Annotated in this window: 21 protein-coding genes and 1 riboswitch; of the genes, 17 read left to right on the top strand and 4 right to left on the bottom strand. The window is 51.3% G+C overall.

Annotated features, from left to right (window positions below; translation table 11 throughout):
- The 12 genes from QW71_RS40235 to QW71_RS33780 form a co-directional block, all read left to right on the top strand.
- Positions 1–1,173 (top strand): LPXTG cell wall anchor domain-containing protein (locus tag QW71_RS40235; protein WP_152679919.1); only part of this gene is annotated, 1,173 nt, incomplete at its 5' end.
- Between the two features lie 504 nt (positions 1,174–1,677).
- Positions 1,678–1,767, top strand: a riboswitch (cyclic di-GMP riboswitch).
- Positions 1,768–1,849: 82 nt separating this feature from the next.
- Positions 1,850–3,742 carry a choice-of-anchor A family protein gene (locus tag QW71_RS39440; RefSeq protein ID WP_083442838.1) on the top strand — a complete coding sequence of 631 codons (1,893 nt, stop codon included), beginning with the start codon at positions 1,850–1,852 and terminating at the stop codon, positions 3,740–3,742.
- A gap of 243 nt (positions 3,743–3,985) precedes the next feature.
- The gene (locus tag QW71_RS33825) at positions 3,986–4,951 is read left to right on the top strand and encodes an alpha/beta hydrolase (RefSeq protein ID WP_039309814.1); all 966 of its coding nucleotides are present in this window, start codon (positions 3,986–3,988) and stop codon (positions 4,949–4,951) included.
- Between the two features lie 542 nt (positions 4,952–5,493).
- Positions 5,494–7,008 carry an HD domain-containing phosphohydrolase gene (locus tag QW71_RS33820; RefSeq protein ID WP_306766083.1) on the top strand — a complete coding sequence of 505 codons (1,515 nt, stop codon included), beginning with the start codon at positions 5,494–5,496 and terminating at the stop codon, positions 7,006–7,008.
- 206 nt (positions 7,009–7,214) lie between these two features.
- Complete coding sequence (locus tag QW71_RS33815; RefSeq protein ID WP_039309813.1) at positions 7,215–7,604, top strand: NusG domain II-containing protein; 390 nt, start codon at positions 7,215–7,217, stop codon at positions 7,602–7,604.
- Positions 7,588–8,151, top strand: coding sequence for a Gx transporter family protein (locus tag QW71_RS33810; RefSeq protein ID WP_039309812.1), 564 nt, complete (start codon positions 7,588–7,590; stop codon positions 8,149–8,151). Before QW71_RS33815 ends, QW71_RS33810 begins: the two co-directional genes overlap by 17 nt.
- 19 nt (positions 8,152–8,170) lie before the next feature.
- Positions 8,171–9,037 carry an ATP-binding cassette domain-containing protein gene (locus QW71_RS33805; RefSeq protein ID WP_039309811.1) on the top strand — a complete coding sequence of 289 codons (867 nt, stop codon included), beginning with the start codon at positions 8,171–8,173 and terminating at the stop codon, positions 9,035–9,037.
- The gene (locus QW71_RS37485) at positions 9,013–9,870 is read left to right on the top strand and encodes an energy-coupling factor transporter ATPase (RefSeq protein ID WP_235441622.1); all 858 of its coding nucleotides are present in this window, start codon (positions 9,013–9,015) and stop codon (positions 9,868–9,870) included. The genes QW71_RS33805 and QW71_RS37485 overlap by 25 nt, the downstream gene beginning before the upstream one ends.
- Positions 9,871–9,962: 92 nt before the next feature.
- On the top strand, positions 9,963–10,760 hold the full coding sequence (locus QW71_RS33795) for an energy-coupling factor transporter transmembrane protein EcfT (protein ID WP_306766082.1): 798 nt from the start codon (positions 9,963–9,965) through the stop codon (positions 10,758–10,760).
- Between the two features lie 21 nt (positions 10,761–10,781).
- Positions 10,782–12,707, top strand: a complete 1,926-nt coding sequence (locus tag QW71_RS33790; protein ID WP_039309810.1) for a peptidase U32 family protein — start codon at positions 10,782–10,784, stop codon at positions 12,705–12,707.
- Between the two features lie 162 nt (positions 12,708–12,869).
- Positions 12,870–14,165 carry an aspartate aminotransferase family protein gene (locus tag QW71_RS33785; RefSeq protein WP_039309808.1) on the top strand — a complete coding sequence of 432 codons (1,296 nt, stop codon included), beginning with the start codon at positions 12,870–12,872 and terminating at the stop codon, positions 14,163–14,165.
- An 18-nt stretch (positions 14,166–14,183) separates the two neighbouring features.
- Positions 14,184–15,068 carry a UbiA-like polyprenyltransferase gene (locus QW71_RS33780; RefSeq protein WP_042133181.1) on the top strand — a complete coding sequence of 295 codons (885 nt, stop codon included), beginning with the start codon at positions 14,184–14,186 and terminating at the stop codon, positions 15,066–15,068.
- Between the two features lie 965 nt (positions 15,069–16,033).
- On the opposite strand, the gene QW71_RS33775 is transcribed toward QW71_RS33780, so the two are convergent.
- From QW71_RS33775 to QW71_RS33760, 4 genes are all read right to left on the bottom strand, one after another.
- Positions 16,034–17,014 (bottom strand): polyprenyl synthetase family protein, encoded by a 981-nt coding sequence (locus tag QW71_RS33775; RefSeq protein ID WP_039309807.1) that lies wholly within the window; start codon positions 17,012–17,014, stop codon positions 16,034–16,036.
- An 18-nt stretch (positions 17,015–17,032) separates the two neighbouring features.
- On the bottom strand, positions 17,033–17,482 hold the full coding sequence (locus tag QW71_RS33770) for a hypothetical protein (protein WP_039309806.1): 450 nt from the start codon (positions 17,480–17,482) through the stop codon (positions 17,033–17,035).
- A gap of 233 nt (positions 17,483–17,715) precedes the next feature.
- Positions 17,716–19,593, bottom strand: coding sequence for an FAD-dependent oxidoreductase (locus tag QW71_RS33765; RefSeq protein ID WP_039309805.1), 1,878 nt, complete (start codon positions 19,591–19,593; stop codon positions 17,716–17,718).
- Positions 19,594–19,642: 49 nt separating this feature from the next.
- Entirely contained in the window at positions 19,643–20,560 is a 918-nt protein-coding gene (locus QW71_RS33760; RefSeq protein ID WP_039309804.1) for a hypothetical protein, read from the bottom strand.
- 482 nt (positions 20,561–21,042) lie between these two features.
- Between QW71_RS33760 and QW71_RS33755 the strand changes: the two genes are divergently transcribed.
- From QW71_RS33755 to QW71_RS33735, 5 genes are all read left to right on the top strand, one after another.
- The gene (locus tag QW71_RS33755; protein ID WP_039309803.1) at positions 21,043–21,246 is read left to right on the top strand and encodes a CsbD family protein; all 204 of its coding nucleotides are present in this window, start codon (positions 21,043–21,045) and stop codon (positions 21,244–21,246) included.
- Between the two features lie 50 nt (positions 21,247–21,296).
- Positions 21,297–21,569, top strand: coding sequence for a hypothetical protein (locus QW71_RS33750; RefSeq protein WP_152679917.1), 273 nt, complete (start codon positions 21,297–21,299; stop codon positions 21,567–21,569).
- A 186-nt stretch (positions 21,570–21,755) separates the two neighbouring features.
- Entirely contained in the window at positions 21,756–23,153 is a 1,398-nt protein-coding gene (locus QW71_RS33745; protein ID WP_039309795.1) for an ATP-binding protein, read from the top strand.
- 117 nt (positions 23,154–23,270) lie between these two features.
- A complete protein-coding gene (locus QW71_RS33740; protein ID WP_039309793.1) occupies positions 23,271–24,545 on the top strand; it encodes an MFS transporter in 1,275 nt (424 codons plus the stop codon).
- Positions 24,546–24,575: 30 nt separating this feature from the next.
- The gene (locus QW71_RS33735; RefSeq protein WP_039309791.1) at positions 24,576–25,238 is read left to right on the top strand and encodes an NAD(P)H-binding protein; all 663 of its coding nucleotides are present in this window, start codon (positions 24,576–24,578) and stop codon (positions 25,236–25,238) included.
- Positions 25,239–25,256: the final 18 nt, after the last annotated feature.

The following is a 25,256-nucleotide window of genomic DNA, read 5'->3' as shown; positions in this document are numbered from 1 at the left end:
CCAACACCAACGGCAGAACCGACACCAACGCCAACGGCAGATCCAACACCAACGCCAACGGCTGCACCGACACCAACAGCAGCACCAACACCAACGCCAACAGCAGCACCAACACCAACACCAATACCAACAGCAGCACCAACGCCAACACCAACACCTACAGCAGAACCGACAGCAACGCCAACGGCAGAGCCAACACCGACACCAACGGCAGCGCCAACGCCAACGACAGAACCGACACCAGCACCAACACCAACAGTAGAACCAACGCCAACGCCAACAGCAGCACCGACGCCAACGCCAACCGCAGAGCCAACACCAACACCAACGGCAGAACCGACACCAACGCCAACGGCAGATCCAACACCGACACCAACGGCAGCGCCAACACCAACGCCAACAGCAGAACCAACACCAACACCAACAACAGAGCCTACACCAACGCCAACAGCGGCACCGACACCAACGCCAACGGCTGCACCAACGCCAACGCCAACGGCAGCACCGACACCAACGCCAACAACTGCACCAACACCAACGCCAACGGCTGCACCGACACCAACAGCAGCACCAACACCAACAGCAACACCAACACCAACGCCAACAGCAACACCAACACCAACACCAACACCAACACCAACACCAACACCAACACCAACACCAACACCAACACCAACACCAACACCAACACCAACACCAACACCAACGCCAACACCAACACCAACACCAACATCAACACCAACACCAACACCAACACCAACGGCAACACCAGCACCGACATTACCACCGGCACCAGTGCCATCGTCTGCACCGCCCGTCTTTATTAATGTAGTGCCAACGCCGACTCCAATAATCGGCTATATTGTAAATCCAGATACCATAATTATTGATGATCCGCTGCCTTTGGGCCCTGTGGCAACAGCAACACCTCAGCCGTTAGTAGTAACACCAAGTCCAACCCTAACGCCAACACCAAGCCCAAGCGCAACACCGAGTCCAACGCCGATTGTGACAATCATTGATGAAGAGATTCCGTTAGGTAATGTACCTGCAGATGCCGCGCTCCCGAAGACTGGTGAATCCAGTCCGGCTCCTTATTACTTAGTCGGTTTAGCTCTTGCAGGACTGGGAATATTCCTCGGCAGAAGATCCAGAACAGATAAACGTAAATAAATGCAATCCGTAAGAGCCTTTCCGAAAGGCTGGCGATATCACCGCTAAATTGCGAAAAGGCTGCTTTGGGAGAAGACGTTCTCCTGAAAGCAGCCTTTTTTATATGGGATATACATTTGTTGTTATATTTCCTTGTAAAAGAAAATGTGCTAAGGAGAAAGAGGTGCGTCTTTACGATCATTGGGCCTCGTGTTTATATTAAAATTTGCGATATTAAAATTAGTTCTTTATACATGGTTTCAAAATATCCTTATAGGTGCCATCGAGAGCGATGAGAGGATCAGGATTTAGGTGGAAAAGCAAAAGTTTCTTTAAAAAACCCTTTTATAACAGTGCTTTGGAATGAATCAGCAGATATAATCTATTACCAGATGTTTCAAAGGATTTCATTGACAATCAGCCTTGATAGCGGATAAACTAAAAATAGTTCCAAAGTAACGAATGTCATAGACATTAGTATAAAAGTTTGATTTAGTACATAATTTCACAACCTAATCTTTCACTGACGTATAAACGCAAACCGTTCGAAAGGACGGGACGCAAAGTCCAGGAGTCTAAAGCGCGATGGAGCGCAACGATCGTCCGACTGCCGTAAAGAGAGCAATCCTCTTTCCGGCGGTCTTTTTTTGTTATATAAATGTGGCCTATATCTATATTAACTGTGAGGTGAGCCTGTATGTTCCAATTAAAAAAATTCAAACGTCTTACGGTGTTCGGACTTATAGCAGTTCTGATTGTGGGAAGCGGCGGAATTATTTCACTGGGGAGCATCTCAGTTAAAGCCGAGGGCAACTCTTTGCCGGGCAATGCATCCAAGTATAATGTGTTCATATTGGGAGATGTTGATGTTAAGCATAGTGATATTGAAGGCCGATTAGCTGCCGGCGGAAACGTGAATTTAAATGTTAATTACTCTGTGGGACATAGTCTTACTAGTGAGGAAACGAAGGAAGCCTACTCTCTCATCGCCGGTGGTAATCTGTATTATTCACAGGGAGAAACCGTGGGTGATGTAGTCTATGGGGGGAGTTATAGCGGCAGCGGAGGCCCGCGCGGGGGGACAGGAAGCTTACAACAAAAAATAAATGTTGTGGACTTTTCAGCCGAGTTTAGTGTGCTCCGTGAGAAATCTCAGCAGCTTGCTTCTCAGCCTGTTAACGGGGTTACCACTGCCAATTCCGGTAATTTCTTTTTGGAAGGTACAAATTCGGGTGTTAACATATTTACTGTGGACGGGAGTAAGCTGTCTAGTGCAAATGAGTTGAGAATTAAGATTCCTGATGGCTCAACAGCTATAGTTAATATCTCCGGTACTTCAATAACTATGAAGAATATGGGGACTGGAATTAATGGTAACGGAAATAAGGATAACGCTATGAACGGTAAAGTGTTATATAACTTCAGTCAAGCGACCAGTCTTCATATCGAAGGTATCGGAGTTTTGGGATCTGTGCTGGCTCCATATGCCTCTATTCAATTTAATAATGGTCAAATCAACGGGAATCTGATCGGAGCTTCGCTCTCAGGATCGGGGGAATCCCACCATATTCCTTATAAGGGGCAAGATCCGCCGACGCCAACAGCGACACCGGCAGTGACGCCAATGCCAACGGCAACACCGGCAGCGACGCCGACGCCAACGGCGACACCAGCAGTGACGCCGACACCAACGGCGACACCAGTAGCGACGCCAACGCCAACACCAACGGCAACACCGACAGCGACACCAGCAGCGACGCCAACGGCAACGCCAACAACAACGCCAACAGCGGCACCAACGGCGACGCCGACAACAGCGCCTACGGCAACACCAACAACAGCGCCAACGCCAACAACGGCAACGCCGACAACAGCGCCAACGGCAACGCCGACGCCAACAGCGACACCGACAGTGACGCCGACGCCAACAGCGGCACCAACGGCAACGCCGACGCCAACAGCGACGCCAACGGCAACACCGACAGCGGCACCAACGGAAACGCCAACAACAACACCGACAGTAACGCCGACAGCGACGCCAACAACAGCGCCAACAGCGGCACCAACGGCGACGCCGACAACAGCGCCAACTGCGACACCGGCAGTGACGCCAACAACAGCGCCTACGGCTACACCGACAGCGACGCCAACAACAGTGCCGACCGCGGCACCGACAACAGCGCCTACAGCGGCACCAACAGCAACCAGCACGAGCGTCTTTGTCCCAAGCTTCGTATTTCCGACATCAACGGCTCCGACAGTGATTGGGACTATTGTGACTGATACCGACACTACTATTAATGATGACCCGGTTCCTCTCGGGCCGGCAGCATCACCGGTTGTGACGTTGTTGACAACAGCGCCACAGCCAGTTGTGGAGGTTCCTGCACCTGCACCATCACCTGTAGCAGGACCGGCACCTGAAGAAATCATTATCGATGACGAGATTCCTCTGGGCAGTGTGACTGCAGAGCAAACCCTGCCGCAGACGGGTGAATCAAGTCCTGCACCGTACTATATTACGGGTGTTGCTCTTGCCGGTCTGGGCCTGCTTCTTAGAAGAACCGCCAGAGCGAACAAGCGCAAATAATTATTATTATGCCGCTGTGTTTGGATGAGGGCTGCTGCCGGAGAGAGATTCTCCGGGAAGCAGCCTTTTTGTATACGGGGGCGCATTCTATTCGCAGCTTACACTTGGTTGAAGCAGGCAGCGCCGGACTGACGGCAGTGTTTTTAGTTGAATGGATACCATGCTATACTAGGCTCAAATTATTCATAAGCAAGAATACACATTTCCTCAAAGGGATGGTTACTTACTGAAAGGGTGAACGTTATGTGGAGTATATACCTGCTAGTGGTGATGGTTGTTGTCGCGGGGAGTTTGGCTTATGCCGGATTTTACTTTTATGGAGTGGCTATTAAGCGGGCACCCAAGGAATTCCTGGGCAAGACGCCGGATCTGAAGGTGGACCCGCCGGTAGCCGGGGCTTCGTGGGGGGAAGGGGCGGAATGGGTAGCACGGCAGAACTTCCGGGAAGTGGAGCTGGTCTCGGAAGATGGACTGAAGCTGCGAGGCTATTATCTGGCTTCGGAACGTGCTGCGGGCCGTACCGTAATTATTGCCCACGGATATTCCGGCAAGGCTAAGGATATGGGGGCAACCGCCAAAAACTATTATGACAACCTGGGATATAATGTACTGCTGCCTGACGCCAGAGGTCACGGGAAGAGCGAAGGGGACTACATTGGCTTCGGTTGGCCGGAGCGCCGTGATTATCTGCAGTGGATCGGATTTATTCTGCAGGAGACCGGGCCGGAGGCGCAAATTGTGCTGCATGGCGTATCTATGGGCGGATCGACAGTGCTAATGACCGCCGGTGAACAGCTTCCTCCGCAGGTCAAAGCCATTGTCGCCGATTGCGGCTACACCTCAGTCAAAGCGCAGCTGACTTACCAGCTGTGGCGGATGTATCATCTGCCGGGCTTTCCCTTTGTGCAGATTGCCAGCCTGGTAACGCGGATGAAGGCCGGCTATTATTTCGGTGAAGCGTCAGCGCTGAATCAGGTGCGTAAAGCCCGGGTGCCGATTCTGTTTATCCATGGAGATGCGGATAAGTTTGTGCCTTTTGCGATGATGGATGAGCTGTATGGTGCCTGCAAGAGTCCGAAGGAGAAGCTGGTGGTGCATGGAGCGGGGCATGGTCTTGCCTATGATACGGATAAAAGGGAGTATATCCGCACAGTAGGCGATTTCGTGGAACGTTATATACACAGCCCGGCAGCGGCTGATTGGGTCTAAAAAAAGTCCCCGGAACGTAGACGCGCCCGATATCCGCAAACAGCGGGTATCGCCGATATCCGCAAACAGCGGGTATCGGGCGCTTATTATGTTCCACACATGGGGCCTTTCCCTGCGTCAGGGAAGCAGCACAGCCATGTCTTATCGGTATATGAATCCCCCGCCGTTTGTGAGCGAAACGGGTGTCGTTGTTCCTTGTTATTTCCAGCAGCCGTGTGGCGAGAGAAATCCTTCCAATACGACAAAAGCCCTACCTCTCTTTTGTCCTTGCGGCTCCGTGGCCGCGCCAGTGCGAATCGGAATGCTATGTTCGAATTTAATCTCATAAAAAGGAAAAGTACTGCAAGAAAACGTAAGATTTTGTGTCCAAACTGCCGATAATAAAGACAAGTAATTCACCGGCCTGACATCTTCTTGATGGGGATAATCATACACGAAAACAAATATTATACTATTATAACATGTGATGTATAGAAAAGCAAGCCGATATTGGGCTGAGGCCGGGACGGATGATGGGACAGATGAGATTATACAGAAGATTTTTGAAAAATCAGATCCGGAATTATATGTTCGGCTCAGCTGTAGCGGTGCTGGCAGTAGGAAGTTTGATTCTGCTCTCCTCTCTGGAGATTAGCAGCATTGAATACTTCAGGCTCTTGCTTGTGCTCGTCCTGTCATTCGTGATTATGGCGGTCATGGAGATCGGTGTTTTTATCAATCAGATCAGACCGATACGCACTGCGCTGTATGAAGAGAACCTTACTTTGTCTATGCTGGAAGAGGCGTATCTGCATACACATCAATTGCCGAAGCGCGCGGTTCAGCGGATTATGGGGCCTCACCTTCTGGGCTTGTCCCTCCCGGCTGTCCTGATGACATTCTGGATGATCTACAACGGCTGGATCACTATCCCGTATTTTTATCTGATTCTGGCTATGTGCGGCGCTGTTCTTGTGGCGTGTATGCATGCGCTGATTGAATTTTTTCTGACCTGTACGGCCATTATTCCGCTGATCAAAGAATTCAGGAACCGGGCGCTGGAGCAGTACGGTGTCGACTTTTCTCTGGAAGGTCATGTATTTGTACCTATCCGTCCCAAATTTCTGGTGAGCTGTATGTTGATCGGCACCTTTCCGCTGTTCCTGTTTATCATGGCTACCCATATTCGCCTGAATGGTCATGAGGGTCCTGTAGTTGTGGTGGGGCTTCAAAGTTACTGGGCCTGGGCGAGTATGGTGCTGTTGATCGGCACGCTCTTCTCCTCTATTGCGGCATGGCTGCTGACCAACAGTGTGCAGCACCCTATTAATGAGCTGTATCAGGCAATGAATCATGTGAAAGACGGCAATATGATTCAGGTTCAGGATGAATACTCCGATGAATTCTCTAAGCTTGTAGCGGGGTTTAATATGATGGTCCGGGGGCTGCAGGCCCGGGAGCAACAGAGCCGGCAGCTGCTCGACAGCTACTTCACTACACTGGCTGTGGCGCTGGATGCCCGTGATCCTTACACGGCAGGGCATTCCCTGCGTGTCGCGGAATACTCTGTCATTATCGGCCAGCTGGCCGGACTCACCGGGCAGCAGCTGGACGATCTGCGCAAGACGGCCCTGCTGCATGATATTGGCAAGATTGGGGTGAGGGACAGCATCCTGTTCAAGGAAGAAGCCCTGACCGATGAGGAGTTTGACCAGATCAAGAGCCATTCGGTGCTTGGAGAGAATATTCTGCGGCAGATTGAACCGGTAGAAAAGATGGCACCCTATCTGGGCGGCGTCCGTTCCCATCATGAACGTTATGACGGTAAAGGATATCCGGATGGCCTTGCCGGTACGAATATTCCTTTACATGGCCGGATTATCGCTGTGGCGGATGCCTATGATGCTATGACCTCTAACCGCCCTTACCGCAAAGGGATGGACCACGACCGGGCGCTGGATATTCTGGAGCAGGGAAGGGGCACTCAATGGGACCCGGAATTCGCCGGCTTGTTTCTGTCTTACTTTGAACGGAAGCCGGAACCTATTCAAACAGGCTATCCCGTCAAAACAGGATAAGGATGCGCGTTCTTCCGGTTATCCTTATATTTCTTGCAGAAGCGGATGCCATCCAGTTTATGGAGGGTTCCGCTTCTGCTTTGCGTGCCTATTTTGTGAACTGCCATTGAAATGCGACAATTAACGACTACATTCATTGAAGGATTGCGGGCGGACCGTTATAATTATTAAGTCTGGATTTTAATTAAAAAATAAGGGAGATTTCTATGAAACGCGCAGATGTGCTGCTGATTTCTATCGTTTTGATTGCTGCGCTCGCTTTCCTCGTGCCGAGATGGCTGTCAAATGATGCTGATAAAGGTGGGCCGGGCAAGGAACTTACGGCCAATATAACGGTAGACGGCAAGCTGTTCAAAACAGTAACGCTTACCAAAGAAGAGCAAACCATTGATATCCGTACAGATCGGGGCTATAACATTTTGAAGGTGCATGATTACGGGATTGAGATGTACGATGCGGATTGTCCCGATCAGGTATGTCTCGGCTTTGGATTTATCACGCTGCCCAAGCAGACCATAGTATGCCTTCCGCACCGGGTATTAGTTGAAATTGCAAGTGGTTCGGGGGAGGATGAAGTAGATGCCTATGTCCAGTAGTGAATCGGCTACAGCGCTGAAGCGGACGGTCATTATTGCGATTTTCGCGGCCGTTGCCGTAGTGCTGAGTATTGTCGAGGCTCAGATTCCGCTTGCGGGAATGGGGCTGATGCCCGGAGCCAAGCTGGGGTTCGCCAATATTATGATTTTGACCTGTATTTACTTTTTGCGCGGACGAGATGTATTCGTGCTGGTCATTCTGAAGACGCTGCTGACCGCGTTTCTGCTCGGCACACTGTCCAGTCTGCTCTTCAGCCTGTTCGGCTCGCTGTTCAGCTTTGTGGTCATGTTCGCACTGGTGAAGCTCGGCGGCAAGAGGTTCAGTGTCATCGGAATCAGTATTGCAGGGGGCCTGGCTCATAATACCGGCCAGTTACTTGCGGCCTCGTTTGTATTCAATTCAACGAGTATTTTCTACTACTTGCCGATTCTGCTGATTACCGGGATTGTGACGGGGATTGCTGTCGGCTTCGCCGTGCGGTATGTCGTAGACTCGCTATCCAAAATATCCTTGTTTGAAGAGTTCCTGAACGGACCGGGCCACTAGCTGCGGAAGGATGACTAACATGAATCAATCGTACAAAGATACAGAGGCCGGTGAGGAACCGGCCGTTATTACGCTTGCGGGAGTCTCGTTCGGATATGATCCGGAGCATCCGATTCTCCATGACATAAACGTGTCTATCCCGCAGGGCCAATGGGTAAGCATTGTAGGACCCAACGGCTGCGGGAAATCTACGCTCGTCAAGCTTCTGAATGCACTGCTGCCCAAGAGTGCCGGGGAGATTACTGTCTGCGGACATACGCTGCAGGAAGAGACAATTGGAGACATCCGGCAATGCATCGGGATGGTGTTCCAGAATCCGGATAACCAGTTCATCGGACAGACGGTAGAGGAAGATATCCTCTTCGGCCTGGAAGGCCTGTGTCTGCCCTACGAAGAGATGAAGCAGCGGCTTGATCTCTATACCGTGAAGCTGGGCATTGATCATCTGCTGTCCAAGCATCCCGGAGAGCTGTCGGGCGGACAGAAGCAGCGTGTCGCGCTTGCTTCGATTCTCGCCATGAAGCCAGGCATCGTCATCCTCGACGAGGCCTCTTCTATGTTGGACGAAGGCAGCCGTGATGAGCTTATGGGCATTCTGCGGGACATGCAGGCAGAAGGGGCGTACACGATACTGCTGATTACACATGATCCGGATGAAATCCTGGCTTCGGACCGTGTGCTTGCACTGCATGGCGGAAGCATAGCGGCGGATGTGCTGCCTGCGGAGCTGTTCCGTAATGAAGAGCTGCTGGAGAAATGCCATTTGCGGGAACCCTACCCTTGGCGTCTTGCCCGTGAACTGCAGAGCCGGGGGATTACGGTGGATGTACCCGCCAGCGAAAAGGAGCTTATAGACACACTATGGCCATACAACTTCAGCAAGTAAGCTATACGTATGCTGACCGCAGTATGTGGAAGCAGACGGCGCTGCATGGGATTAATCTGAATATTGCCCAGGGGTCGCTGACCGGGATTGCCGGGGCAACGGGCTCCGGTAAGTCCACGCTGCTCCAGCTGTTCAACGGGATTCTGAAACCGACGGAAGGTACGGTGCAGGTGTTTGATATAACCATCACTGCAGGAGAGAAGTCGCCGAAGCTGCTTCCGCTGCGCCGGCGGGTCGGACTGGTCTTTCAATTCCCGGAGCAGCAGATGTTCGAAGATACGGTGGAGAAGGACCTCTGCTTCGGGCCGCTTAACTTCGGCGTGAGTCTGGAGGAAGCCAAGGAGCGGGCACGCAAAGCGATGACGGACATGGGCCTGGACCTTGCCCTGCTGGAGCGCAATCCGTTCCGCCTGAGCGGCGGACAAATGCGCAAAGCCGCCATCGCTTCGGTGCTGGCGATGGACCCGGACATTGTCGTGCTGGATGAGCCGACAGCGACGCTGGACCCGGTAAGCCGCGCTGAGCTGATCGCGCTGCTGGAGCGGCTGTGCCGCGAGCAGGGCCGGACGATCATCATCGTGACGCACCGGATGGATGAGCTGCTGCCGTATGCCGACAGCTGGGCCCTGCTTAAGGACGGCGGGCTCGCCTTCCAGGGCAGCGGCCAGGAGCTGGCCGCTGATCCGGCGATTCTGGAGCGCTGCGGACTGACGGTTCCGCAGTCGCTCCGGTACTGGCAGGGGGGGGGGGGGGGGGGGGGGGGGGGGGGGGGGGGGGGGGGGGGGGGGGGGGTACTGGCAGGCCGTCGCCGAACGCTTCGGCCTGGCCGGTGAGAAGCCGCTCCTTACGGCAGAGGCCCTCGCGGAACGGATTGCCGCCCTGCTCGAAGAGCGCAAGAACGCCGCCGGGACAGAAGAAATGGGGAATGACCATGAATGAACGCCTGCTGCTGGGACGCAGCATTGATACGGGCTCATGGGTCCATAAGCTGGATGCCCGGTCCAAAATTACGGGCATGCTGCTCTACGTAGTGATTATCTTGCTGTCCAATTCGTGGATGGCGATTGGGCTCATAGCCGTGTTCTCCATCATTGTTATGGCAACCACCCGCATCCCGCTAAAATATTTCATTAAGGCTGCGAAGCCTTTGCGTTATCTGATGTTATTCATCTTCATTGTGCAGTCCCTGTCCGTGAAGGAAGGGGATGTCCTGTGGTCACTCGGCTCTTTCTCGCTGCATGAGGGAGGCCTGCGGCTGGGGGCGTTCTCAGTCATCCGCATGCTGTTCCTGCTGACCTTCACGGCACTGCTGACCTTTACGACAACGCCCGGCAAGCTGAACCAGGGCCTTGAAGGTGTGCTTGCTCCGTTTAAGAAGCTCGGCCTGTCACCGGACCGGATTACGCTGATGATCAGCATCGCGCTGCGCTTTATCCCGACGATCCTGGATGAAGCGCAGATTATTCTGAAGGCGCAGGCCTCGCGCGGCGCCGATCTGAAGGAGCTGCCCTTGAAGGAGAAGGCGAGGATGCTCGTCTCCCTGCTGGTTCCGGTCATCGCCAGTGCCTTCCGGCGTGCCCAGGACCTGGTGTATTCCATGGAAGCCCGGGGCTTCCGCATGGATGCGCCGCGCAGCCGGTATCACCGCCTCAGGTGGGGCACTGCTGATACGCTGTTTGTTGCTATGTTCGTTGTCTTAGGAATTGCAGTAGCATTATTGTAGGAAGTTTAGGAGGAAACAAGAATGGCACGTTATTTTAATGGTAAAGAGATTGAATTATTGGCACCTGCCGGAACGTTCGAGATTTTCAAGGCTGTGATTGAATCGAAGTGTGATGCCGTGTATTTCGGCGGCCCGGTGCTGAATATGAGAATGATGCGCAAGGGCTATAACTTAAGTCACGAGGAAATAATTGAAGCCGTGTCGATCGCCCACAAGCTGGATAAAAAAGTATACGTCACTGTAAACAATCTGTTTAGCGAAGAAGATGTGGAAGAAGCCAGAGAGTACCTGCGGTTTCTTGACGGCGCCCGTCCGGATGCGCTGATCGTGCAGGATATGGCTGTGCTGGAGCTGATCCGTGAGATGGAGCTTACCGTTCCGGTTCACGCTTCGGTCATGATGAATGTGCATAATCTGGAGATGATTCACGCACTGAAGGAGCTTGGCGTCAGCCGGGTCGTTACCTCGCGTGAGATGGATCTGCAGACAGCGAAGCTGCTGGGAAGCAGAAGCGGTGTAGAACTGGAATATTTCATCCATGGCGATATGTGTTCCGTGCACGGAGCGAACTGCTATTTCAGTTCCCAGGTGTTCGGGATGAGCAGCAACCGGGGCAAATGCATGAAGCCTTGCCGCTGGGATTACCGGATCAAACGTGACGGCTATGTCTTCCCTGCGGAATACCCGCTGGCCGTGAAGGATATGTTCATGTATGAGCATCTTCCGGAGCTGATTGAGTCCGGCATTACTTCCTTCAAAATTGAAGGACGCATGCGCGACCAGGAATTTATGGTGAGTCTGGCCAACAGCTATGGCGATGCGATTGACCGTTATATCGATGATCCGCTGGGCTTTGACCGTACGGTAGATTCCAAAGAGCTGTACAAGAACCGCAAACGTGATTTTTCCACCGCGTACGCTTTTGGCAAACCGGGACTAACGAATATCAACCGCCGCTATGAAGGTACAGGCAAGTTCTATAGCACTGGCAAAGTATTCAGTACACCGACTGCAGAGCGCGAGCTGTCCGAAGCACGGGTAATGCAGCTGCGCGAACGGATGGCCGAAGACAAACGCAGTAAGCAGACGAAGCCGGAGCTGGCTGTGCGGGTGAACAATATGGAACAGGCGCGCGTCGTGCTGGAGATGGGTGTAGAGAGCTTATATATTCCGGGTGATGTGTTTGAGCCGGACCGTCCGTTCACGAAGCAGGATATTAAGGAGCTTGGAGCCATCAAAGGCCGGACTAAGCTGTACCTCGGAATGCCTCGGATGATGACGGAGCTGCATTTTGATCAATATGACCACTTGCTGAACGGGGAGAAGCTGCCGATTGACGGCTTGATGATTACGAACCTTGGAGCGATCCGCCGCTACCGCGGGACCGGCTACCCGATGATTGGCGATGCCAACCTGAACGTTTACAACCACCTGTCTGCAGGACTGTATACCGGACTCGGCCTTACGAAGCTTACAGTTTCACCCGAAATGACTTTAGAGCATTTTGCCTCCTTTATCTCCCGCAGCGATTTGCCGCTGGAAGTTGTGGTTCACGGAACGCCGGCGCTGATGTATATGGAGCATGATCTGTTCGAGAATACGGAAGTGATGGAGCCGATTGGTGAGGAAGACAACCAGTTTGTCAGCAATGATGTGCTGGTGCTCAAAACCGACAAGGGTGAGAATCCGGTCTACCGCGACCAATATGGCCGCTGCCACCTGCTGTTCGCCAAAGAGCTGTGTTATCTGCCGATGCTGGATGAGATGAACGGACTTGGGATTGCGAGCTTCCGGATTGAAGGGGCTACTTACAGCACAGATGAACTGCGCACGATTATTGCTGCTTACCAGGCTGCGCTTAACGGACCGAAGCTGGGCGATGATCTGCTGGGCGGACTTAAGCCGGTATACGCGGGCTACACACTGGGCTCCCTGCAATTTAATTAATAATAATTCAATTTTAAAATAACGTTAGGGCGAGTATAATAACGGTAAGCGGCGCATTTATAAGTTATTTTTTTCACAATCTAATAAGCCTGAATCATATCTTCTTATTCACATCATGGACATCATCTTGGATTATCAGCAGCTGAAAGCGAGGGAACCTTCATGGAACAGAGCAACATCATTGGAAGAGATGCGGTAGCCGCCAAAAGAAAGCAATATTTCTACCCGTGCACCGCACATTTTTACCGGGATGCACCGCAACTGGTACGCGGAAGCATGCAGTACGTGTACGATGAGAACGGCAAAGAATATACGGATTTCTTCGCCGGGGTGTCGGTTGTCGCCTGCGGCCACTGCAATCCGGCGATTACCTCCCGCACGATAGCACAGCTGCAGCAGCTGCAGCATACCTCGACCGTCTATCTGACTCAGCCGAATGTAGATTTGGCCGAGCGTCTGGAGGGCCTGCTGCCGGGCGCGTTGCGCCGGACCTTCTTCGTTAACAGCGGCTCGGAAGCGAATGAAGGGGCACTCCTGCTGGCCCGGATGCATACCGGCCGCAAAGGCTTCATTGCCCTGGAAGCCGGCCTGCATGGCCGGACCAATCTTACAATGAGCGTGACCGGCCTGCAAATGTGGCGGACAGACGCTTACCTGGATGAAGATGTGACGTTCATTGAGCGTCCGTATCATCCGGAGATGACGCTGGAAGAAGCTGCTGCGCGGTCGATTCAGAGCCTGAAGCGTGTACTCGCCGAGAAAGGGGATACTATCGCCGCCATGATCGTTGAACCGATTCAGGGGAACGGCGGCATGATTATGCCAGCCCTGTCTTATTTCCGTGAGGTGAAGGCGCTGCTGGAGCAGTACGGCGTCCTGCTGATCGACGATGAGATTCAGACCGGCTATGGCCGTACGGGAGCTATGTTTGCCATGGAGCATTTCGGCGTAGTTCCGGACATCATCAGCATGGCTAAGGCACTGGGCAACGGAGTACCTGTCGCCGCATTTTCGACTACAGATGAGATTGCCGCATCCCTGAACAAGCCTTCGGCCTCGACGTTCGGGGGCAACCCTGTATCCGCGGCTACGGCGTTGGCTGTGCTGGATTATATCCAGAGTGAACGGCTGCCGGAACGTGCGGCTGAGCTGGGCGGACGTTTGAAGGAAGGCCTGCTCCGGCTTCAGGAGCGTTATCCTGCGCTGATCACCGATGTGCGGGGGACCGGATTCATGCTGGGGGCCGAGCTTGCCGGCTCCGACGCTGAGGGGGCGGCTGAGCGGACAGACCATGTCCTCGAAGAGATGAAGGACCGCGGCTATCTGATCGGCAAAAACGGCATAGGCCGCAATGTTCTCGCCTTCCAGCCGCCGCTGGTCGTCACCGCAGAGAATATTGATGCTATGCTTGCTGCCTTGGATGAAGTGCTGTCCCTGGTCAAGCAAGCGATTCATTGAAGAAAGAGGCACAACATTATGGTTATCATTAATGCTTTTAAGCATACGGCACTTAAATTGAAAATGTTCAGCGAGCTGGTTATGTTCTCCCATACGCTCTTCTCCCTGCCTTTTGCCATCATCTCGATGGTATGGGCGGCGGGAGGCTGGCCTTCCGGCCATATGATGCTGTGGGGGCTGATCGCTCTGATCGGCGCGCGTAACGGGGCCAATGCGTTCAACCGCCTGGTGGACCGTACCTTTGACGGCAATAATCCGCGTACCGCACACCGGCATCTGCCGCAGCGTCTGATCGCTGAGAAGGAAGTCATCCTGTTCATCATCATCAACTATGCGCTTTTTATTGTCGCATCCGGGATGCTGAATCTGCTCTGCCTGCTGCTGTCTCCGGTGGCCATCGTGCTGATCTCGAGCTATTCGTACACGAAGCGTTTTACCTTCCTGAGCCATCTGTATCTGGGCTTCGTGATTGCCTCGGCGCCGATCGGTGCCTGGTTTGCTGTAACTGGGAATATTGCCTTCACTCCATTCGTTATCGGAACGGTGGTCATGCTCTGGATAGCCGGCTTTGACATCATCTACGGGACCCAGGACATCGATTTCGACCGAAAAAATGGCTTATGGTCCATTCCGAGCTTCTTCGGACTGGAGAACGCCCTGCGGATCTCCAAGGGTCTGCATTTCATTATGATTATGCTGCTGCTGTTCCTGTACCTCTGGCGTGATCTCGGCTGGATGTATCTGGTCGGCATCGGGATTGCTACACTGCTGCTCATGACAGAGCATAAGATCATCAAGCCTTCGAACCGCAAAATGATGAAGGTGGCTTCTTATAATTTGAACCAGGTGATCAGTATGGTGATATTGCTGTGTACGTTGATTGATTATTTTTACGTTAATTAGTTTGCGGGGGGCGCGGTAGGCGCGGTAGGCGCTGGCGAGAGTGAGGTTGGGATGCTGCACTGCGCGGAATATTTGGACTTACGATCGCTGTTAACTTCGGATTCCCTGGTTTGAACCGCTGTTTGCGGTAGGAATCCGAAGTTAAAGGCGAACGCTGACGCTTCTCCAGTTCCAAAATTCCTCTCCGTTCCGTCCTAACCTCTCCCCAGGCAAGATTAACTTCAAAAAGACAACAAGCCTACCCAGCGGGGGCGGGCGGCAAAGAGCGCGACAAGCTTAGGCTTCGCGCTTTTCTTTTTGCCTCCGTGAGACAAGCCCCAAGGGACAACCTAAAAGAGACGACCCCAAGAGACAACCGCAAGAGACAACCCCCAAAGGACAACCCACAAGGATAAACCCCAAGATAAATCCCCAAGTATAACCCCCAAGGTACAACCCACAAGAGCAAACCTAAAAAGCAAACCACTAAGCTAAACACGCTCACGTTCGCGTTGCTGCGTTCGCTTGATTAGCAACATCAAACGGGTAGAATTAACGTCCGGCCTAACTATTTCTATTGCACGCCGTACAGTAGAATCCAAACACGAATGAATCCTACCTATTAGGTTCTTGTATAGTTTAGGTCTCCATAAAAAGTACCTGAGTAACTCTGTGCGGGCATAATGTTGTACGTATTACAACTCTGATTCATTAATAGTAGGGTGTTCGGACGGATTGTTGTATGAAATACAACAATTATTCCGTTAAGCGGCTCTGAAGAGGAGAAATGTTGCATTTTGTACAACAATTTTGGTTTAGGAGCGAGTTTATGAGGGAAATGTTGTATTCTGTGCAGGATTTTCAAAAAATCACTGGGATAAAGGCGGTGTTTCGCATAAAGCAAAAAAACGAGCCGCAAGGGCCCGTTTACATAGAAATTTATGTGGTGTGAGAGGTGAACGGGCTGCACGGACAGCAGCTCCGGCTCACCGGTCCCGTCCGGCGAAATATTGCAGCAGGATCTCCAGATCGGCATGCGCCGGGAAGCTGGAGAGCTGCTGCACAATCGCTGCGGCCTTGGACAGGTAGTCCTGGCTGACAGCTTCTGTGCGGGCCAGAGCGTCGCTGTTCTTAACCAGCTCCAAGACATGCGCAACCTCTTCGGAAGAAGAAGAGGGGCCAATCCGGCGGATGACAGGCGCAAGCTCAGGGTCCTGCAGGGCGAAGAGTACTGGTAAGGTAACTTGACCATGGCGTAGGTCGCTGCCTGCGGGCTTGCCGAGCACATCCGCCGACTGCGTGAAGTCAAGGATATCATCCTGAATCTGGAATGACATGCCGAGCGATTCGCCGAAATTGTATAGAAGATCGGCGACTTCTTCGGTGCTTTCTGTGGATAGTGCACCTACCCGCAGGCAGGTAGCCATCAGCAGCGCTGTTTTGTTACGGGACTTTTCCAGGTATTGCTCCAGCGTCAGATTGTAATCAAAAGCATGCTCCATTTGCTGGTATTCCCCCAGACATAACTGGGCAGTGGCCACAGAAGACAGATCGTGAACGTAACTGTTCTTATCACCCGAATACTTGCTTAGCAGCTCAATGACGCGGGCGGACATATAATTGCCGATATGCACAGCCGATAAGATGCCGGTCTTGGTATGCAGCGCAGGCTCGCCCCGCCGCAGTTCGGCGTCGTCAATAATATCATCATGAATCAATGAGGCGGCGTGGATGAATTCAGCGGCTGCGGATAATTGCAGAGTTCTGCGTCCGGCCGGCGTGCGTCCGAACCGGCTGCCGACTATGACCATCAGCGGGCGTAGCCGTTTGCCGCCGGAGCCGGTCAGTTCGAGAATACTCTGCGCCAGCAGCGACTTTTTGGGTACATCCTTATCGCGGGTCACCAAATTCTTAATTTCACGGTTAATTTCATTCAGATCAATATGCAAGGCTTCGTGCAGCTTCATCTTTTGTGTTCCCACCTGTCAAATGGCTTTGCTTGTGCGGCTTCGCTGTCTGCGCTCCTGAATGAGGAATTCATCAAACCCCTGGGCCGGATCCTGTTCCGTGAAATCTCCATTTGACCGTCCAATTTGCATTTTTTTGATTGAGGGAGCCAAATATGCAACCAGATCCAGCTCTCGGCATTTCACTGCAAACTGCAGGTAAAAGCTGTATAGGTAATCTCCATCCAAAATGCTGCGGGTCAGGTCAGGATGATGTGGGACACATTCCATATGGCGCTGTGCAGCCACGGTAAGAATGGTATAAATACCTAGCAAATGGACTTTGCGGTCATATTCCAGATCATGGCGTTCCAGTACCGAGAGCAACTGCTCGCATTCTGCCGGAGAGAGATACAACTGAATTCCGGCGATCGGGGACATTTCAGCCTGAAGCATCCGGAATGTATCTTCAATGAGTTTTTTGTTCACAAGATTCTCTCCTTCTTGTCGGTTTTGCCGGAAGAAACCACAGCCCTGATTATCCCTACAAAACCATTCTGTACATCTTTATGCAGATATGTGCTTTCACCTTGTTAAACAAGGAGAGTAATGTGTCCTAGGGACACATTACTCTTAAGAACATCATATTCATGCAGCCACATAGAATGCACATAAGTCGGTGCTATAATTAAGCGGTGCTCAGAAAAAACTTACCCAAAGCGTCAGTCGGTAAACAGATACCAGCGCCGGACGAGTGGAATCCTCTTCCACTGCTTCTTGAGCCAAGGAAGAACATAGTAATCCAGACCGAACACGCTGCCGGATCCGCCGATGCAGGCAATAGCCGCCGCAACGTACCAGAGCATTTCTGTAGCTGCCATCTTGGTGGTCCAGATCATGACCGCCATACCTATAGTAGCCAGGGAAGAAATAGCTGTGAACAAACCAACGATAAGCATAACACCGAAGACGATTTCGGCACAAACCATGCCGATTTGGAACCATTTAGCCAGGAAGGTGTAAGAACCGTCCGGGTTGTAGAACATAAGATCCATGAACCAGTTAGAAATATCGTAGATGAAACCTGGAACCGGCAAAGCCGATACTGCTTCTTTGGCAGTGGATACTGCTGAAGCTGCAGATTGGGCATCTACGGTGTCTTTAACGGCATCCACAGCTACGCTGGCTGCAGAAGTAGCATCTGCATAAGGAGCTGCAGGAATCAGGAAAATCTTATTGGGATCAACCCAGATTTTTCTGATCTTCTCTATGCCTTCGTATAGCCACATACCACCCAAAAGCATACGGAGCGGAACGAGCCAGAAGTTCGGCGAGCGCTTGGAGAAGTATCCGCCGACAAAGCTCTTGCGGTTCTCAACATGGAAGAACTCGTGCATCATGTAAGTCCAAACTTTGTTGAAACCTACAACCTGGGACAGGTAGAACATATTGATGAAATGTTTGGACAGCATAGCCATGAAGCCGGTCAGCATGAAGAATTTGCCCGGAAGACCAACGTTCGCTACACCGTAGCGGCTGCCGATCGAAACCATGGTGCCATGGAATCCTGGTTTGTAAGCTTTTTTAGGCGTGCCCTTGATATCGGCAGTAATATTGCCCGCGATAACAGGTGCAGCTTGTTCAGCATTCTCAACCATTTGTGGAACTGGACGTTCTTCGCCTTCAGGGATGAAGAAGATGTTATCCCCTACAACGTATACGTTCTTATGGTCAACACTTTCAAGGTGTTCATTCGTAACAATACGTTTGCGGCCTTGTTGCTGAACATCAAGACTGCCAACGATTTCGGAGCCTTCAACACCGGCCGTCCAGACGATAGTCTGAGCATCCACGATGTTCTTTTCGCCGAGGGCTACAGAACCTGTGCCTACCTCGGTGATTTTGGCGCCGGTAACAATTTCTACATTCATCTTACGCAGGCGGGCTTCGGCTTTCTGAATCAGCTTCTCTGGAAGGATAGGCAGAATCTTCGGAGCCATATCAGCTACAATCAATCTTACTTCGGAAGGATCAATGAAGAATTCCTTACACAGTTCTTCACGTTGCTCAGCCATTTCACCAACCAGCTCGACGCCAGTGAAGCCGGCACCGATGATTACGAAGGTCAGCATGGAACGGCGTACTGCCGCATTCTTTTCCTTCGCAGCTTTGGTGTACATGTCGCGGATTTGACGCTTCAGGGCAACTGCATCGTCATAAGACCAGAAGGAGAAGGTATTCTCTTCAGCTCCGGGAATTCCGAAGAAGGTTGGTTTGCTTCCTGTGCCGATTACCAGGTAATCATAAGCATAGGTAGCTTTGTCGGACTTCAGCTTCTTGTTCTTGAAATCAATGTTGCTGATTTCGTCGAGAACAACATCCACTTTCAGGCCGGCAAAGATTTTCTTCAAGTCAATTTTGATCGAATCCTCAGGTGCGCGATTCGCAGAAACCTCATGCAGCTCAGTCAAGAGAGTGTGGTATGGATTTCGGTCGATCAGTTTGATTTCTACATCTTTGTCGTTCTTAAATTTCTTTGCCAGTTTCTTAGCCGTGAGTACGCCGCCGTAGCCGCCGCCCAAAATGACTATTTTCTTCAAGAGAAACTCACCTCATTCGTCTGATTAGCTGCAAAAGGATAGCGAATAATTATTTCGCGCCTTCAAGTGCTTTTTGTGCCAGTGTGAAATATTCACCAACGTGGATAGATACGCCGGAAATTGCATCTGTTTTGCCTTCAGCATCCAGGGTAGGAGCTGCGCCTTTATTTTCAAGGAAGTATTTCTCAGCAAGAGCGATTTCTTCGTGCCATTCAGCAGAAGCGCCGCCAGCTTTCATTCCATACTTACCGTCTACAGAATATTGTTTCTTATCATCGCCTGCAGCATTCACGCCGCTGAAATTAACAGCTACAACGTTACCGCCGGCAACGGATACAGCTACAGTGGATTTCCAGCCGGATTCAGCATCCATTTCGCCTTCAGCTTTGTAACCGCCGTCTTTGTAAGGACCAACTTGTACTGGACCAGCAGCAAGAGCAGCTTGAGCAGCGCCTACGAAGTCACTAACATGTACGGATACGCCGGATACAGCGTCAGTATGTCCTTCAGCATCGAAAGCAAGTGCTGCAGGATCTTGTTTTTCAATCAGGAAAGCTTCAGCTTTAGCTGCTTGTTCATGCCATTCGGATTGAGCACCGCCAATTTTAACCAAACCGTAGTTGCCGTCTTCAGATACTTTTTTCTTCAGATCGCCGGCTGTTTTGGTATTGAAAGCATTCCAGTCAGCTTTGGTGATTTTGCCGCCTTCTACAGTAAGCAGAACGAAAGTCTGCCAGCCAGTTTCTGCATCAACATCAACTGTTCCGTAGTAGGTGCCGTCTTGGTACTTGCCTGTTTCTGTTCCAGCGTTAGCTGCAGGAGCAGTTGTTGCGTCAGCAGGTGCAGTAGTCGCAGCAGCAGGTGCAGTAGTTGCAGCAGCGTTGCCCGCATTGTTGTTGTTGCCACAACCTGCGAGTAAAGTGCCAAGTACCAGAGCGCTCGACAAGATTACAGAAGCTTTTTTCATTTTGATATGACCCCCAAGAAAATAGTTTAAAATATATATATTAAAATGTAAAACATTTTAATAATAATTGGAAGTGATAAAAATCACTTTATAAATGACATTTGTCACTTTGAAATCGGTCTAAGGTCCCTTTTTGTAGCAGTCATACGACATATATCGGCAGGTAATAAGAAAAAATTTAATTATCTCGTTTCTTGTTCGATGGCATTCTAGCACAAGCTGGGAAATACTCATGTGAAAATAATCACTTAAATGATAAATAAATTTACTTCTGAAGTATATCAAATTTTAAAATATATGAACAGCTTTTTAAAAGACTTTTATGTGACAAACTATGACTTTCTTTGCGGTTTGGGCTGCAGCTCCATTATGGGGGCCTGTCCCGGGGTTTTGGATTCACACAAAGGGCCAACGGGTAATAATTCACTAAGAATTATTAGCTTATGCCAACAAAAACCGACAGCTAAGGAGATGAGCTTGTAATGGACAATAATGTGCTAAAAGGTAAATGGCTGCAGATCAAAGGTGAAGCCAAGAAGCAATGGGGCCAACTGACAGATGATGACCTCGATGTAATAGACGGCGAAAAGGATAAACTGGTAGGTAAGCTGCAGGAGCGTTACGGCCATTCCAAGGATGATGCAGAGGCGGAATACCGCAACTGGGAGCAGTCGATCCGCAGATAAAAGAAGAATATGGCCTCAGATCAGATCATCACAAATGCAGGGAGAGGCGGATGTCTATGAATAATTCCCTCGTCGTTACAGGCCGGATTATTGAGATACATGCTAACCGGGTGCTGACACAGCAAGGAGATACCATCAGCACCTATCACCCCCGGTACTATATACTGCCGGAAGCAGAGACGTGGACACCGGCCGAAGTTGATCTGAATGAGGCACCTGTTATACAGCTTGGCGGCAAAGGCGGAGCTTCCGTACCCAAAAGGCGCTGGAAGGCAATGATGCCCTGGTTCACACCGCAGAAGAAGAGCGCAAATCGTATCTGATTTGCGCTCTAGCGCAAATCGTATCTGATTTGCGCTCTTCTTCTGCGGATAGGCACAAGGGAGACTGCGTAAAAAAGACTACCTCTTATACATATGCAATAGCACTGTGGCTTCATGATTTCATTCCTCTATGATAGTATAAATAATAATCGTTGTTATATCATTTTTTGCTGCAGGAGTGAGGCTATGGAATATGTGAAAATATTTTTTGTGAATACCGCTTTGCTGATTACATTGTCTTATCTGGCAAACTTAATATACAAACATACTGTGACCTATGCTTCTGAACCTGTGAAAAAAGTAAGCTGGGTCCTGCTCGCGATCTTCGCCGGGTGGGTAAGTACAATTTTCGGATACAGACTGGACGAGCATGTGATCTTTGACCTGCGGTTTGTGCCGCTTATTATTTCTACGCTGGCTTATCCCCAGCCTCTGGTCCTGATCATTATTGGGGTCGGAATTGGGCTTACGCGGTTGACCTTCGGGGTTACCGAAGCAGCTGTGGTAGGCGTGCTGAATTTATCTCTCCTGGGCTTCGTCTGCGCCGGCCTGAGCCTCTGGATACAGCGTTCTTCTGCCTCTGTGATCCAAAAGGGACTGATTGCTGTCCTGGTGGTAAATGTAGTGAATGCGTTGAATATTGCGGTATTTGGGGTCATCCCGGCGCAGGAATACATAACGGATATTCTGCCGGTCACGTTCCCGGCAGGCTTTGCTCTCAGTGTGCTGTTTGCGCTGATTATCCGCGACTTCCAGCTGGATCTGATGCGCACCGGACAGATCGTAAGAGCCAATGAGCTTTTGTCTGAGCAGACGGAGGAGCTTCATAAGAATAAAATCGTGCTGGAGGAGAAGGCCAAGCAGCTGATGCTTGCTTCGCAGTTCAAGTCGGAGTTCCTGGCCAATATGTCCCATGAGCTGAGAACACCGCTTAACAGTATCATTAACCTGTCCCAGCTAATTGAAGAAAGCGAAGATGAACTGAGTGTAGAAGAGCTGGCAGAATACGGCGGGATCATTCACCGCTCGGGTGAAGATCTTCTCTCACTTATTAATGATATTCTGGACTTGTCCAAGGTAGAAGCCGGAAAACTGGATATTATTAATGAAGATTTCAATGTCAGTGAGATCCCTGATCTGCTCCTTCAGCAGTTCAGTGTAGTAGCCAAACAGAAACAGCTGGCCTTCGATATTTCACTGGATGCAGACATGCCGGGGGTTATCTATACGGATCCCCAGCGGGTGCAGCAAATTCTCCGCAATCTGCTCTCAAATGCCTTCAAGTTCACTATGACAGGCGGTGTATCGGTGAATGTCCGCGTAGTGGAACGGCAAGAGGGGCTCTCCTCGCGGAAATGGGTCGCCTTTGAGGTGCAGGATACCGGGATAGGTATTCCGCCGGAGAAGCATGATCTGATCTTCGAGGCATTTGAGCAGGCGGATACAAACATCAGCCGCAAGTACGGCGGAACAGGGCTGGGCTTGTCGATCAGCAATGATCTGGCCAGACTGCTTGGCGGGTTCATTACTTTGCACAGCCGCGAGGGACAGGGAAGCTTATTCTCCCTGTATTTGCCGCTTTAACCCCAGAGAATGGGTAGATTCCGGGCTCCAACTTTATTTGTGATTTCGGTGTATTGACAGGAGATTGATGCGGAGTAGAATGAAGCAAAAGCCGCATCAAAGGAGTGTTATCACCCCATGAACATCATGAGAAACCGGCCGCTGCGGAACCGCTCCAAGGAAGTCCGCAAGGCCTCGATACATCGTAAGAATCTGCAGATCGCTACCTTTGAGGGGATACCAGCCACAATATTTCAGGTGCTGCTGCAAGGGCAGTTCCTGACAGGCTTTCTGTTATATTTAGGGGCGAGCTCCAGCCAGATCGGATTCGTCCTGGCGCTTACCACCCTGGTGAATGTGGTACAGATTGGTGTAGCTTTCCTGATCCAGAAGCTGCCGAGCCGGAAATGGGCTATGGTTACTTTTATCGGCCTGCACAGACTGCTCTGGGGATCTACCGGTCTTGTGCCGTTTATTTTTCCGCAAGAGTATTGGGTTACCGCTTTCATAGTTATGTATACAATCGCTTTCATTGCCAATACGGCAGGCGGCGTGCTGTGGAGCTCCGTCATTAGTGATCTGGTTCCAGCGCGGGTCAGAGGCCGGTATTTCGGCATCCGTAATACATTGCTTAATGCGCTTGGAAGCCTGGTGATGTACGGCGGCGGCATTATTCTGGACCGTTATCCGGGAGGACACGGGTTCCTTATCCTGTATATTATCGTGTGGATTTTCTCGCTTTCCAATGTTATTGTGTTCTTCTTCTACCCTGATGTCCCGTTTGAGAAATCAGAAGAGACAGAATTTCTGCCGATGTTTAAGAAGCCGCTTCACGATAAGCTGTTTATGAAGTCCACGCTGTTCCTGGCCGCATGGCTGCTGCTGCAGAATCTGACCGTGCCGCTGTATTCCTATGTGATGCTGCAGCTACTTCATATCAATTATGAGAAGCTGTCGCTGCTGAATGTATCGCAGACGATCTTCATGATGGGCAGCTTCTATGTATGGGGGAATCTGAACGCCAAGTACAGCAACAAACGGCTGCTGCTCTGGACGCTGCCGATTATCGCAGTCTCCTCGCTGATGTGGGGCCTGCTGTCCGTATTGCCGATGCTGCCGGTCCTGTTTGCCGCGCATATTGTGTTTGGCATGGGCGTTGGAGGCTTCAACCAGCTGGCCTTCAACTTCATTATCGGGGATACGCCGAAGAAGGAACGGCCGATGTATATGGCTATGTATGCGGCACTCACGGGTCTGGCAGCCTTTTTCGGTCCGCTGCTGGGCGGCCGGATCTACGAATGGATTAAGAATTGGCCCGAATGGACGCAGGTGTACGGCATGCAGCTTGTGGTAGGGACGCTGATGATCACTTTGGCGCTGCTGCTGGGCCGGCGTATTTTGCGGGATGAATAGAAGAATATTCTGAATAAAGGAGGCAGCGAGGTGACAAGAATTGCGGTAGTATTGGGAGCTACGGGCCTTGTGGGCAGGGCGCTGACGGAGGATTTGCTGAACGGGGATTGGGACGAGGTCCGCGTGCTGGTCCGCCGGCCGCTGCAATTGGAGCATAAGAAGCTCAAGCAGATTCAGACCGACTGGGAACAGCTGGAGCAATATAAGGAGCAGTTCGCCGGAGTATACGCGGTATTCTGCTGTCTGGGAACCACGATTAAGCAGGCGGGTTCACAGGAGCAATTCGAGAAGGTGGATATGGACTATCCGCTTGCTGCTGCGGCTCTGGCCAAGGCCTATGGTGTGAAGCAGTTCCTGGCAGTGTCCTCTATGGGAGCGAACGCGAAATCGCGCAACTTCTATAGCCGGACCAAAGGACGGGCAGAGGACGGGCTGATTGCTGCCGGATTCCACGGCTTACATCTGTTCCGGCCTTCGCTGCTGCTCGGTGACCGCGAAGAATTCAGGCTGGGAGAACGTGCCGCTTCCGTAATCATGAAGGCGCTGGATTTCGCTATGGTCGGCAAAGCTGCGAAGTACCGGGCAATCCCCGCTGCCAAGGTGGCGCGGGCGATGAGGAATATTGCCCTTGCCGATACAGGCGGTGTGCATATTTATACCAATGAAGTAATTCATGTGATCGGCAAGTACTAGAACTTCAGAGGGTTTGCA

The organism is Paenibacillus sp. IHB B 3415 (assembly GCF_000802655.2).
GTDB lineage: Bacteria > Bacillota > Bacilli > Paenibacillales > Paenibacillaceae > Paenibacillus_AQ > Paenibacillus_AQ phytohabitans.
Note: the sequence above shows the minus strand (reverse complement) of the source record. Positions and strands in the feature narration are given on the sequence as shown.